Origin of the sequence: Bacteroides sp. 1_1_30 (assembly GCF_020982715.1) — a bacterium.
In the GTDB taxonomy this organism is placed as follows: domain Bacteria; phylum Bacteroidota; class Bacteroidia; order Bacteroidales; family Bacteroidaceae; genus Bacteroides; species Bacteroides xylanisolvens.
In genome coordinates this window covers 1-14,344 of sequence record NZ_JAJKHN010000080.1, presented here as the reverse complement: position 1 = coordinate 14,344, position 14,344 = coordinate 1, and the positions used below count along the sequence as shown (strand labels likewise).

General features: G+C 37.2%; 9 protein-coding genes. 2 read left to right on the top strand and 7 right to left on the bottom strand.

From position 1 onward, the window contains the following. Window positions 1-57: 57 nt before the first annotated feature. On the top strand, window positions 58-861 hold the full coding sequence (locus LPH68_RS20145; protein WP_118194682.1) for an RNA methyltransferase: 804 nt from the start codon (window positions 58-60) through the stop codon (window positions 859-861). A 53-nt stretch (window positions 862-914) separates the two neighbouring features. On the opposite strand, the gene LPH68_RS20140 is transcribed toward LPH68_RS20145, so the two are convergent. Together LPH68_RS20140 and LPH68_RS20135 are read right to left on the bottom strand one after the other, a co-directional pair. Next, the gene (locus tag LPH68_RS20140; protein WP_151923521.1) at window positions 915-1,391 is read right to left on the bottom strand and encodes a low molecular weight phosphatase family protein; all 477 of its coding nucleotides are present in this window, start codon (window positions 1,389-1,391) and stop codon (window positions 915-917) included. 20 nt (window positions 1,392-1,411) lie between these two features. Further along, window positions 1,412-2,452, bottom strand: a complete 1,041-nt coding sequence (locus LPH68_RS20135; protein WP_255679502.1) for an alcohol dehydrogenase — start codon at window positions 2,450-2,452, stop codon at window positions 1,412-1,414. A 249-nt stretch (window positions 2,453-2,701) separates the two neighbouring features. Between LPH68_RS20135 and LPH68_RS20130 the strand changes: the two genes are divergently transcribed. Beyond that, window positions 2,702-5,479 (top strand): AAA domain-containing protein, encoded by a 2,778-nt coding sequence (locus LPH68_RS20130; protein WP_151923519.1) that lies wholly within the window; start codon window positions 2,702-2,704, stop codon window positions 5,477-5,479. Window positions 5,480-5,759: 280 nt separating this feature from the next. Here the strand turns inward: LPH68_RS20130 and LPH68_RS20125 are convergent, their stop codons facing one another. From LPH68_RS20125 to LPH68_RS20105, 5 genes are all read right to left on the bottom strand, one after another. Next, window positions 5,760-7,541: a DUF262 domain-containing protein gene (locus LPH68_RS20125; protein ID WP_141409017.1), complete on the bottom strand. Its 1,782-nt coding sequence runs from the start codon at window positions 7,539-7,541 to the stop codon at window positions 5,760-5,762. A gap of 8 nt (window positions 7,542-7,549) precedes the next feature. Continuing rightward, window positions 7,550-10,657 carry a type III restriction-modification system endonuclease gene (locus tag LPH68_RS20120; protein ID WP_230297105.1) on the bottom strand — a complete coding sequence of 1,036 codons (3,108 nt, stop codon included), beginning with the start codon at window positions 10,655-10,657 and terminating at the stop codon, window positions 7,550-7,552. After that, the gene (locus LPH68_RS20115) at window positions 10,654-12,099 is read right to left on the bottom strand and encodes an ATP-binding protein (protein WP_230297104.1); all 1,446 of its coding nucleotides are present in this window, start codon (window positions 12,097-12,099) and stop codon (window positions 10,654-10,656) included. Before LPH68_RS20115 ends, LPH68_RS20120 begins: the two co-directional genes overlap by 4 nt. 31 nt (window positions 12,100-12,130) lie before the next feature. Beyond that, entirely contained in the window at window positions 12,131-14,152 is a 2,022-nt protein-coding gene (locus tag LPH68_RS20110) for a site-specific DNA-methyltransferase (protein ID WP_117811578.1), read from the bottom strand. Window position 14,153: 1 nt separating this feature from the next. Further along, on the bottom strand, window positions 14,154-14,344 hold a 191-nt coding region (locus LPH68_RS20105), incomplete at its 5' end, for a hypothetical protein (RefSeq protein WP_230297103.1).

Here is a 14,344-nt window from a genome sequence, read left to right as displayed (position 1 = left end):
TAGATGCAATCATTGGTATAATTTGATATAATAAAGTAGATAGTTGTAAGAAATCCTATGCCCATTATAGAAATACATTCCTTAACTGATCCCAGAATAGAAATATTCAGTACTCTCACTGAAGCTCAACTACGTAATCGTATCGAGTCTGATAAGGGACTGTTTATTGCAGAAAGTCCGAAAGTTATTAATGTAGCTCTAAATGCCGGTTATGAACCTTTAGCTCTTTTATGCGAGCAGAAGCATATCACTGGTGATGCTGCTGATATCATTGAACGTTGTGATGATATACCTGTCTATACGGGTGCAAGAGAACTGCTTGCCACATTGACCGGATATACACTCACACGCGGCGTCCTCTGTGCCATGCACCGCCCGACATCGAAAAGTGTAGAAGAAATATGTAGAGGCGCACGGCGTATCGCAGTCATTGAAGGTGTGGTAGACACTACCAACATTGGAGCTATTTTCCGTTCTGCAGCCGCTCTTGGGATAGATGCCATATTACTGACACGCAATTCTTGCGACCCGTTGAACCGACGTGCAGTCAGAGTTTCAATGGGATCTGTTTTCCTGATACCATGGGCTTGGTTGGATGGTTCTCCCAATGAATTGCATAAACTGGGATTCCGCACAGTCGCTATGGCACTTACAGAGAAATCAATCTCGATTGATAGTCCCATCTTAGCGACCGAACCCAAGTTAGCCATTGTGATGGGAACCGAGGGTGACGGTCTTCGAAGCGAAACAATTACCGATGCGGACTATGTGGTTCGCATCCCTATGGCAAACGGGGTAGATTCACTCAATGTAGCTGCCGCATCCGCTATCGCTTTCTGGCAACTTCGTGTTAAAGATTAAGTAACTCTGCCATCATCACCGGACGAGACACATATATGATTCTATTCATATTCCTACTCACACCTACAATATGTATTCGCCCCACAAGAACAGCGAGGCAAGAGTTTCTCCATTAATTCACTCCGAAAAAACTCATACAGTTCTTTATGCATAGCGTTATATAGTGCCACCACCCGTTCTTCCTGTTCATCATCGGCATGAATACCTCCCCGAAAAGGATCTGCAAAATTAAAAGAAACATATTTTCTCACTACCCCCTGCATTTCCTTTTGCACTTCCTCCGCTTCCGGACAAAGAGTAATAACATAATCCCATGTCTGCTGGGTATACGTAGCAACATCACAAGGCTTTCTACGTGAAAAGTCATATCCATTCTGTTCCATCACCTGGCAAACAACATCAGGGACAGAATTTCCAACCAAAACACCGGCAGTACTAATCTTCATACCTCTACCGAACGAGTTTAAAATCTCTTGCGCCATACGACTGCGACACGTATCACTATTGCTCACTATCAGTATATTCTTCATATGTGATTTCTATTTAATTTTCATTTATTTCCTGATATAGCTACTTTAATAACCCCATCCAGCTTGTTTTCAAAGACACGATAAGCCTCCTCAATCTCATTCAACGGAAATCGATGTGTAATAAGAGAAGTAGTATCAATTTTCCCTTCCTCAATCAGTTTGAGAATCTCGGCACAGTCACAACCATCCACTCCCCCTGTTTTAAAAATCAGATTCTTGCCATACATATCAGGTAAAGGAAGAAGCTGCGGCTGGTCATAAAGGGCTACTATGGTGACAACAGCATTAGGACGAGCACAATCCCACGCCAAATGGAAAGAATCATCACTCCCCGCTACTTCCAAAACAACATCTGCGCCACCATGGTCACTGTTTTGAATCACAAAATCCTTGCAATTTTCAGGCTCCGTTACTAACACATCAGGATAATGCTCGCGGACAAACCGAATTCTTTCAGGAGACTTTTCGCAGACAATGATACGCTTAGGGTGCTTCAACATTGCACATAGCAAAGTACAAACTCCGGTAGGTCCGGCACCGATAATCAGAACAGTATCTTCCTCGATAATTTCCGAGATACGTGCTGCCCAAAAACCTGTTGCAAGTACATCACCGACAAACAAGGCTTGTTCATCACTCACAGTATCAGGAATACGGTTCAAACCTTGATCTGCATAAGGAACTCTGACATATTCCGCCTGACCACCATCAATTCGGCAACCTAAAGCCCAACCGCCATTAGGATCAGTACAGTTATTCACATATCCATGCTTACAGAAAAAACACTCACCGCAGAAAGTTTCGACATTCACAATCACCCTGTCACCAGGCTTCACCGAAGTGACATCAGCCCCTACTTGTTCTACCACACCTACCATCTCATGCCCGACAGTTATTCCGGGCACAGCACGCGGCACACTGCCATGTTTAATATGAAGATCACTGGTGCAGATGCTACCAAGTGTTACACGCACGATTGCATCCCGTGAATCCTTTATTTCCGGTCTCGCTTTCTCCTGTAACTCAAACTTTCCGTGTTCAATATATGTGTATGCAAGCATAATATACTCCTTGTTCATTAATATATACCTTGCAAAGATAATGATTTCATTGGCAAAACAAATCTCTTTTATCACGTTCAATACTCCCAAACCGAATCTCACTCTATATTTATAACAATATAAAGCTGAATAAAGTCATTCACTATTTTTTCTACTTCAGTTTTGATATTCTGGAAAATATTCTTACTTTTATATCCCAAATAATAAATAAAAACAACAGCACAACCTATTATATTTACACACAAGCCTATGATAGATACTTCCGAAAATCTGGTTATTATAAAAGGTCAAATCAAGACTCCCGAAATAGAAAGCTGCCAAAATCATAATGGCAACTATAAGATAGTATTCCGAAATGTTCCTAGTGCGTATACTTACAAAGAAGAAAATGTCCTTTGGCTGACTGATCCGGACAAACCGGCCCCCAATAATTATCAAATAATCAGTAAAGGGAGAACTTTATCAAACATCAAAGCCTTATCTATTTTTAAGGCCGGATCACACAGCTATTGGCACATTTGTTTTCAGAATGGTAAAGAGTATGATTACAGAGAAAAGGACTTAGAAATTATCGAATCATGCTTGGGAGAGAGTCGTTCGAAAAGTATATTCGAATATTTGAAGAAAGTTGCCGATGCGAACGAATTGAAAGCTGATGACGGAACGAAGCTATTGGCAAAACAATATGAAAAGATTCATTTCATCGCAAACAACAGAGCTATTGCTGTATATCTGAATCCTCAAAAATATAAAATGCAGACCCAGACTGCCTCAACCTTGATTTTTCCTTTCGGTTGTAATGCAAGCCAGCAAAAAGCAGTCCAGGCAGCTTTTGAGAATCAAATCAGTGTTGTGCAAGGACCTCCGGGAACTGGAAAGACCCAAACGATTCTGAACATCATTGCCAATATCCTTGTGCGTGGTAAGACTGTTCAGGTAGTATCTAATAATAACTCCGCCATCGTCAATGTACTTGAGAAGTTATCCAAATACGATATGGGATTCATTGTTGCATTGCTTGGCAGCACAGCTAACAAAGAGAAATTCATCGAAACTCAAGAAGAGGAAAAACAATATCCGGAGAACTTTGAGTCATGGCATGATGCAGATGCCGACCAACCTCAATTTCTCAATCAGATACATCATCAGACAGAAGAACTAAAAAGCATATTTTCCAAACAGGAACGCCTTGCCATGGCAAGACAGGAAATACAAGCTTTAAAAATAGAGTGGCAACATTATCTGCAAGAGTTCGGGACAAAAGAAATTACTCTCCAACAACGAAAGAGTTCCAGCTCGGCAGGCCTTCTGAATTTATGGAATGAATGTCAACAATTTGCAGAAAAAGAGCAATCATCAAGTCTTCGGGGAATAGCAGCTTTTATTCAACGGTTGAAATGGTTATTCTTTAAATTCAGGAGCAAAGCGATTTGTAAAATCCCCGATAAAGGTTTTTATAAACGGGAGATGAGTTTGATTATCGCCGACTTCCAAATCTTATTCTACCAAACAAAGTATGCAGAACTGGAAGTTGAAATAGACACATTAGAAAAGGAGCTTGCCAACAAAGATGCAGCAGAAATGGCTAGACAAATGGCCGATACATCAATGAAATATCTAAAGAATCAGTTATTTCATACCTATGGCAATAATCATGACAAGCCCATCTTTACGCTCCCTGATCTAAAAAATAATTGGCGAGAGGTACAAAAAGAATATCCTATCATATTAAGCACTACCTTTTCATCATTAGGCAGTCTGCAACGAGATGCCGTATATGATTATATCATTATGGACGAAGCGTCACAGGTTTCCGTTGAAACCGGAGCTTTAGCCTTGTCATGTGCTAAAAATGCAATCATTGTCGGTGACACCATGCAACTTCCCAATGTAGTCACGGAAGAAAATAAGGAAAAGCTAAACTTTATCGCTAATGCCTGCCTGATTAAGCCGGAATATGATTGTGCCAATATGAGTTTTCTGCAATCCGTCTGCAAAGTTATTCCGAATGTACCACAGACCTTGTTACGGGAACATTATCGATGCCATCCCCGAATCATCAACTTCTGTAATCAGAAATTTTATGGTGGAAATCTTGTCATCATGACACGTGATAAAGGAGAAGAGGATGTCATTTGTGCCATACGGACAGCCAAAGGTAACCACTCCCGCAGCCACATGAATCAACGGGAAATAGATGTTATCAAAGAGGAAGTACTACCGAATCTATCCTATGAAACAGATGAAATTGGCGTCATAGCTCCATATAACAAACAAGTAGATGCAGTAAAATCCGCACTTGAAGAGGATATTGATGTCGCAACAGTCCATAAGTTTCAGGGAAGAGAAAAGGATGCTATCATTATGACCACTGTCGACGATGTCATCACTTCCTTTTCCGACGATCCCAACCTGCTCAATGTTGCTGTTTCGCGGGCTAAGTCACAATTCTACTTAGTTGTATCGGGAAATGAACAACCCAAAGACTGCAATATCAGCGATTTGATCGCTTATATCGAATATAACAATGGCACTGTTTCCACCAGTAAGATTCATTCTATATTCGATTATTTATATGAGCAATATACAGATGCTCGAATTGCCTATTTGAAAAAACACAAGAAAATATCCGAATACGATTCCGAGAATCTTACATTCGCCTTACTCGAGGATATCCTGAAAGAAAATATCAATATGCGTCATTTGAATATCATTTGCCATTTACCACTCTATATGTTGATTCAGGATTATTCTCTATTGAATGAAAAGGAAAGCAAATATGCTGCAAATATAAACACTCATATTGACTTTCTAATTTATAATCGTGTGAGTAAACAACCGATATTGGCTATCGAGACGGATGGTTATACATTCCACAAATCAGGGACAAGTCAGTCGGAACGTGATATTAAAAAGGATCGTATTTTAGAGTTGTACGGAATTCCGTTGGTGAGATTGTCTACTATAGGTAGTAATGAGAAGAAAATTATTGGAGATAAGTTAAGTGAAGTATTAAACTTGCATTAGAATGTTCATTGCAAATCATATTTTTTTTAGAATAGGAGTTTCTGCATATTCCAACAACTAATATTTCTATATTAATACCTATATGTTACTAGAAAAACGTATTCTTTAATATTACCGCCACCCCAAAGTATTATATATGGAGTGGCAGCAGCTTGGTACACTAATTTCCCAAAAGAAATATTTTAATTATTCGAAGCTCTGATTATTTGTTGGTATGATATACGATACACATTGAATTTTACATCAAGACTATTCCCAATATTACTAAAAGCCATACATATTATTCTGATAACTTTCTATACGCTCTAAAAATTAATTCTGCCATTAACACACGACGCTTAGTTAAGAAATCATGATATTCAAGATTCTCAAAATTTTCAGGTAATGCATTTTGGAAACATGTAATTTTATACCCTTCGACACCTAACCTACTCTTATAAGCTAGAACATATTCAGAAGGAGGATTATCTGAAATATCAATATTCGTAGAATAGTCAAGAAATGTATAATTAGCTATTTGGTTCCTTTCACGATCATCTTCAATACCAATTTGGGAAAGATAATTCTTTGGGTATATATGATGAATATCAATAGAAGACTTTCCCCCACTAGCCCCTACGATAAAGTATTTAGATGTTGGTGTATTACTAAATAACATGGGATAACCAAGTACATTAAGCGATGCCACATAGCCATACCATGCTGGCGATTGAGTTGAGGATGTGACAAGGTCATTTGGCAAATTATATTTAAAATAGTCATCAGTAAATTGAGATTTTATTTCATTATCCAAATAGTCTACAAAGTCTCTTGATGTATGAACTTTACGTAAATCTGCAAATTGCTTTTCAACAGCTGATTCAGGAGAGTTTGTATAAAATCCTTTTATCGTAGTCATAAAGAACCATCGTTGCATGATTTTCTTCAACTCCATAGGCTGGACATTATATTCTGTTTTTCCGATAAGATATAACATATATGAAAACACAATTGCATTTTCTGATGAAACCAGCGAACCATTAAGATAACCGGCTTCTGCTACAATATTCATAAACGCATGCCAATGATTAAGATTAACAACCAAAGTTAGCGCTTCTCTAAACTTCAATAAATTATCCGTTCTTATTTCTTCTGCAAATTGCCCGGTCTGAAGATCTTTACCTCTCAAAAGCATATAGGCGTATTTCAATCTTGCACGTTTGAAAGCTATACCTACAGTAGCACGTATCAAGTGCACTGGATTTACTTCAAGAATATGATTATATGAAGTTCCAGCTTCCGGAATACGTGAAGTCCGGCAAAAATCATTTATTTTATCATGAATTTCATTGTCATAGACAGCTAATAACGTTTCTATAAAGTTCTTTTCAGTCAGTTTTTGCCCGCCAGAATTCACACGAACAAAAATATCCGCCACATCTTGTTCAGATGCTGTTGCACTAATTCTTAATGTTGGCAGAAGATAAATATTTAAATTCAAAAGAGCATTAATATTTTCCTCTATAACTATTTCTTCATCATCAGAAAGTCTTGGCAACTCGTTTCTTACACGACTTTCATTAAGTTGACTAATATATGCTTTCCGGAATTTAGTAACATTTAATTGTTCTTCATGGGCAGCAAAGACTTGACTTACAGCACTAATCCATTCCGGATTACGCTCATAAGCTTGAGACCAAACTGCAAATTCTCTTTTCAGAGGATTAAATGATATTTTAATATTCCGTTCCTTATAGTTTACATTTTTAATCTTTATGCCTTTAATTGCTCCTAACAGAGCTGTAAGACGCTGTTGTCCATCAATCACTAAATCACGAGCCGTATTGAAGGTTTTATCATTAATTCCAATCTGCCCTTTGTTTTCAAAATTAGCAGGTGATTCCCAAAGCATTACATATCCAATTGGATACCCTTTCAACATTGAATCCAACAAATCACGAACTTTATTATCTTTCCAAACAAAAGGTCTTTGCAAATCAGGCAAACCAATACGCCCATTTTTTACATCATTAAGTAAATCTCCAACTTTACTTGGTATGTTATCAAATAATTCTTTTCCCATAACTGTCACTATTTTACCAAACTCATTAAAGTATCATAACTATCAATTTTACCATACTTAACCCCTGAATTGCTTAACTGCTCAAAAAGTTTCTCTGCACAAGCAATCTTGTTTTTCTCAATTTCCCGCAACTCCATGGAGCTCATTGAACCCTTGGTTTCAGCAATGAAATAGATATGCTTCACTTTATCTTTTTCAAAAGCAATAGCCCAGTCCGGTGAATAATTTCCTACAGGAGTCGGAATGTGGAACCCCTTGGGTAGTTTCGCATATACTGCCACTTCATCAGAAATATCAAGACTTTCTACAAATTTACGTTCATTACTCTTTTCCGCTATTCCATCAGTGAATACATAGTCAAGAATACTCTTTTGAGCTTTGAAAGCCTTATCCATAGAAGTATGTTTTTCCTGTGTAAAGATACTGCTGTCATATTCACCATCCACTTGATTATATGAAATATGCTCCACAATCATAGTCGCTTTTTGTTCAAGAATAAGCCGAGTAACCTTAGTAATAAACTCTTCCGGGTTTGCCTTAAACAGATCAAACTTAACCGGACGGATTTTTGTCAGTATTGCCGCTACTGTTTTACGGGTGAGTGTCGTGCCGGATGCTATTTTACCAATAAGATCATACTTCACATGGCTAACCACATCTGTAGTCAATCTATCCATCTGCGACGCCTTTTTTTGAAGCATCTCACCTGAAACGACATCATCTTTCTTTAGTTCATCCTTCTGAACACCTTTCGTTATCACATAAGTCAGTTGAGTGACTTCCAACTCTCTATTAATAGCTTCCACAGCTTTTTCAATCAACTCGTTACTGTCAAATTGAACTTTATAAGCGTATTTATGGTTGATACGCTTCCACAACTCCTGAAATTCCTTCTTTGCAAAATTATCATTGAGCGTATTAGGCGGTGTTTGTGGTTTGCTACCATTGCCAATCATATCATCAAGGACCTTACTATCGAAGATAGACTGAACACGTTTATAAACAGCATCTGTCAGTGGTTCCAGTTCATCAGGAAGTTGTTTCAAATTATTATTCTTCAAGTCCTCACGGAATATATCTGTAACCTCACCACCTTTCGTAATATAACCGTTCATACGCAACTGGAATACAATTTCTTGTGCGTCTTCTTTGGAAACAGTATACTTCTTCCCTTCATTGAAAAAGAGAATCTTACCAATAAAGAAATCAATATCAGCCTTGGTAGGACGATCGTAGAGATCTGCCTTGATGTCCTTCTGCAAATCTGCCACAAAAGAAGCATATCCTTCAGAGGCTATAACGGTCAGTTTGTTCACACTATGAACTTCATCTGGCAGTATTTCCGCATCCATGCGGATACCATACTGGTCAACACAAAGTCGCAGACCACGACCAACTTCCTGTCTCTTCTGACTTACACTATTAGATTGGCGAAGTGAACAGATTTGAAATACATTCGGATTATCCCACCCTTCACGCAAGGCTGAATGAGAAAAGATAAAACGAACCGGTTCGTCAAAGCTAAGCAGACGTTCCTTGTTCTTTAAAATCAAGTCGTAAGCCGAAATATCGTCTGATTGGTCTGAACCACGTTTTATATCACTATTGACACTTCTCCCTTTCTTATCAATGCTGAAATAACCCGCATGAGTTTCATGCGTGGAAATACTTCCTAGATAAGACATGTAATCAGCATCAAACATATTCTGATTATTATTCAATTCTGCTCTATATTCTTGCTCGAATATTTCACCATAACGTCCAAGCGTTTGCTGTCCGTCTTCATCATATTTCCTATAGTTGGAAACTTCATCCAAGAAAAAAAGCGAAAGCGTTTTGATTCCACGTTTAAACAGAGAAGCTTCCTTGCGAAAATGTGCCTTTATAGTTTCCCTGATTTGAATACGTGCTTTGTGATCAGCCGAAATATCCCCATACACATCTTTAATATACATCATTTTTCCGTTGGAAAATGAAACAGTACTATGACTACTATCCATTGTATCAATATGTATATCAGAAATAGTATAACCACGATATTGCTCCAATTCATTAGACACGTAAAACAAATCATCTCCGACACCGAGATTCTTTACCTCTCTCTTAATGTTATTGGCGTGTTTCACTTCTATTTCAAGACGAGCTTTGGGAGCTTCTGTCTTGGACAAAACAATATCTTCCAGATACATGTAACTATCCGTACCTTTAAGATGTTTCAATTCAAAACCTACTACCTCAATCTTCTTCACCAGTTTTTGATTGTAAGCATCCAATGCATCCAACACATAAACAGGATTGTGCGTTTCTTTATGAGTGGCTGAATAGTTCAACGTAAAAAGAGGGTTAAAGCGAGCTAAAGCGGTTTGTGTCGCTGCTCCGCCCATCTTTTGCGGTTCATCAAGAATGATGATCGGATGATTGGCAGATATAACATCAATTGGTCGACGACTGCCAAACTCATCACGTACGGAGTAAATGATGCGGGCAGCGGAATTTTTCGCCCCCTCTTTCAAAGAAGTATTAAAAGCCTGTGTATTAATAATCATTACAGAGATGTCACCACTTTGAGAAAACGTATCTATTTGATTCAGATTATTACTGTTATAAATAAAATAACGTGCTTTCTTCCCATAGTGCTCCATAAAGTGGTCGACCGTTATATCAAAGCTTTTCTTTACACCTTCACGAATGGCAACACTTGGTACAACCACAATAAACTTAGTCCATCCATACAGTTTGTTGAGTTCAAACATACTTTTGATATAGACGTATGTTTTACCTGTACCGGTTTCCATCTCAACATCAAGCTGACAATGCCCAAGCTTGTCTACCACCTCATTTGATAAACGAATATTATTTTCAGTCTGAACCTGATGAATGTTTTTCAATAATTCATCTTTAGTCAAAACTATATCTCCGTTTTTATATCCGGTAGAGTCTTCTTCAAAATGTATATTCTTGACTTCTGTCAGCTTACCATTATCCTTTACATACGTTTTTCCTTTATCCACTACATACTCTGCCAAGCCCTTGTTAGGCTGTCCGTTAAATACCTTCACTACATTTTCGACAGCATCTGTTTGGTATTGTTGTATCTTGAATTTAAGTTTCATCATCTTCCTTTTATTAATTTGTCCACTCCCGATTTCACTTTCCAGTATCCTGCTTTGTCTGAACCTATTCGTTCTATAATGTTTAACTCTTTTAATTGAGCTATAGCCCTTCTGATTGTTGCCAGACTTACGTTTAAACGTTCACATAATTCAGGCCGAGTTATAGTCGGGGTTTCTTTTAACAATGAGATTAAGTCCTTTTGCAGTAAAGTAAATGATTTTACAGGGTCATTTACAGGGTCATTTACAGGGTCATTTACAGGGTCATTTACAGGGTCATTCGTTTGACTTCTATAATTATTATTCAGCAGTTCAGTATAAAAGGAAGTAGCTTGTGAACGGAATCTAGGTTCTTTTGCTTCAGTAAAACCCGGAAGTTTTGCCGTTTCATTATATATCTTTCGTAATCCACTTCCTCTCTTTTCCATGAAATCCAACTGTGCAAACACATCAGCTAATATAGGATTACGACGTTTGGATGAAACATCATCCAAGTCCCGGTCTTGAATAAGTGTTCCATCAAACATTCCTCCCGGAGAATAAATAACCAATCGATCATCGTAAATATCAATATGAACTTCACTTCCCAACTCTGAATAATCACGATGTATAAACGCATTAACCAATGCTTCAAACACTGCACGGCGTGAGTAATCAGGAGTGTTCAGGCGGCGGTTCGGCAATTTTATCCATCCTTTCAAATTGTGTAAATCCACAAATTGTTCTCCCGCATCAAGCAACGACAATAAGTTTCCCTGATACTCACGAGAGTCTTTGGCATCATCTTTATGAATACCTGTCCATCTGGTGCAATAAAGACTTGAATGTCTATAAGGACATTGGTCTGAAAAAAGCACACCCGCATTTGTTAAGAAGCCTTTGTCAGTAATCAGAGAGAATGAACGTAACAACTTTTCTTGAAAGGGAGAACCGGTTTGTTTCTCATAAGCTTTTGCCAATACATCAAAACTCATTTCTTTCAAGGTGTATTCCGTAGATAATGAATCATACGTTACATTTCTACCTTTGAGTACTAAACCGCTTAGCTGATGGGCGTTGGCTACAACGCTTTCATCCCCCATCCTTACAAAAGCGATACGGCTTCCACTATTCACGAAATAATAAGGCGTCATACTTCCTGATAGTACACGAAGTTCGAGAATATTTTTTCCGTCTTCTGTTTGGAATGTTTTCAGTTCAAAGTCTGGTATAGGATCTATTATAGTCTTTATTTTATCACTAATAAACTCTGTATCTGATTTAATGTTACTCAAACCTACTACTTCGCCATCATCATTTACACCAAAGAATAATGAACCACCAAGTCCATTGGCAAAAGCACTGACACTCTTCAACCAGCTTTTGAACTGTTTGCGTTCCAAAAATTCTTTGAAATCACAAGTGGTATTCTCGCCAATCAGCCGTTTAATTATATTATCCATCATTTACTTCTGATTATTCCGGTTTCATTGTTTCTTATAGTACTTTTGTTACCGTATTTGGAGAATAAGTTTTAAATATCTGTTCAAAGTTAGTGACAGTGCTATCGTCTGCCATCGAGCTATCACGGAACACAGCATATTGGGGCTGCATTTTGGCAATAGCAGTAACTACACTATCATCTATTTCATTATCAAAACAAGCAACAAGATAATTGGTGGCTACATTATAGATAGTCTTACCTTTTATTTCTATTTGCTCAATCTTACTATCAAGTGTGGCACCTAATTCAAGCATTACCTGGAAGAGCAGGTCTTCACTTGTACGGTCGGATTTGACACTCTCGGTCTTTGCAAAGAGAGTTTGCTGATTGTATTCTGCTGGAGAGTAATATATATCTTCCATGTTACTACTGTCAAGTTTGAGAACACGGAAACCAATATCAAATGTTTTATATTCACTATTAGTAATCAAATTTATCCTTTTTCTTTTATACTCTTCTAAAGCTTGCTTCCCTGCGCGACGAATTCTTTCTTTCCCTATTTCAGTAATTAAATGAGGTTTCTTTATAGAGTCTAAAAAATTAATTGCGTTAGTCATTGTTTTCTTTGCTTTACTTGTAGCAACTTTAATTGATTCATCAAGATTCTCTTGAAGCTGTACAAGTATAAATTTTAATTTTATATCTTTCAATGCTAAATTAAAGACAGCTTCAGCTGTTGTCCCCGATCCAGAAAAGAAATCAAGAACAATATCTCCATCTTTACAAATAAATTCGATTAGCCTTGCCAAAATTGTGTCCGATTTTGGGTTTTGAAAAATATCTCTTGCCATAAGCAATTCAAAACGTTTAGTAGAACTGCGTCCATCTTCATATATTACAGATCTTAACTTGTCTTTAACATCTTCCAAACGATTTTTGGGTTTTGGCAAAGTAGTTTCATCTTTTCCAAAAAGAATATTGTCTTCTTCTAACATACGCTTCATCGTATCCCACGGAAAGCGAAAGCCTTTTTCTGGCATTTTACAGACTTTCTTCGTCACTGGATGTATAAGATCATATTCATATCCTCCAAAAGCAGTATTCGCAATATCACCATCATGAAATACACCTTTAGAATCCACATTATCATAATGAGTGATTCCTTTTAGAAGTTTAGAATTTTTCTTTATATAAATTCGAAGCCCATCTTGAATCTTCTCACAATCATCGCAATAAATTTTCTTAAGCCTCTCATATTCAGTTTGAATATACTTTGTTTCTTCTTTGTTATTTTCCCAATTTCGAAGAGTATTTCTGTTTTTACAAATACAAAGCATATATTCATGTTCTATTTTGATTTGTCCAGGATTATTATCTGTAGCGGTTTGGATAATCAATGTTCCTATATAACATGAATCACCAAATATTTCAGTCAGAATTTTCTTAAGATTACTAATCTCATGCTCATCAATAGAGACAAACATAATACCATCATCCGCCAACAAATCTTTTGATATTTTTATTCTTGGGTATATCATATTTAGCCAATCAGTATGAAAACGTCCATTACTTTCAAGATTTGGTTCCAACTGATTTCCCACATAATCTAATTGCCCACTATTATCTATATAACTTTTCACATTTTGCATATAATCATCATTATATACAAAATCTTTTCCCGTGTTATAAGGTGGATCAATATAAATCATCTTCACCTTACCAAGATATGTCTCTTTCAAGCATTTCAACACATCAAGATTATCACCTTCAATATAAAGATTCTGCGTATTATCAAAATCAACACTCTCTTCACGACAAGGGCGAAGTGTAGCATTGATAGGTGAATTAGCAAGAAGTATCGCCTTCTTCTTGTCCGGCCATGTAAACTGATAACGTTCCTCACGACCTTCTACAATCTCTGAAGATAGTTCTTGACGGAGCTTATCAAAATCAATAGCATGAACTATCCCGCCATCTGTAGCCATTTTCTCTGTTATACAGTTCGGAAAAAGAACTGCAATCTTATCTATATTTCTTTGAACGCCATCTAGCGTCTGCATTTTTAGTTTATCCATATCAATAGTTATTTTCAATTGTTTCAAATGACGTAACTCTACTAATCAATAAATTCCGTTGTTCCTCAGTAACTTCCTCACATCCAAATAAAGACTTAGAATTGCGTATCAAACGAATTATTGAAGGGATTTGCTGGTCTTTTTTTACAATAATAAAATTGATACAATTAACTAAATCTGTCGATTTTAATG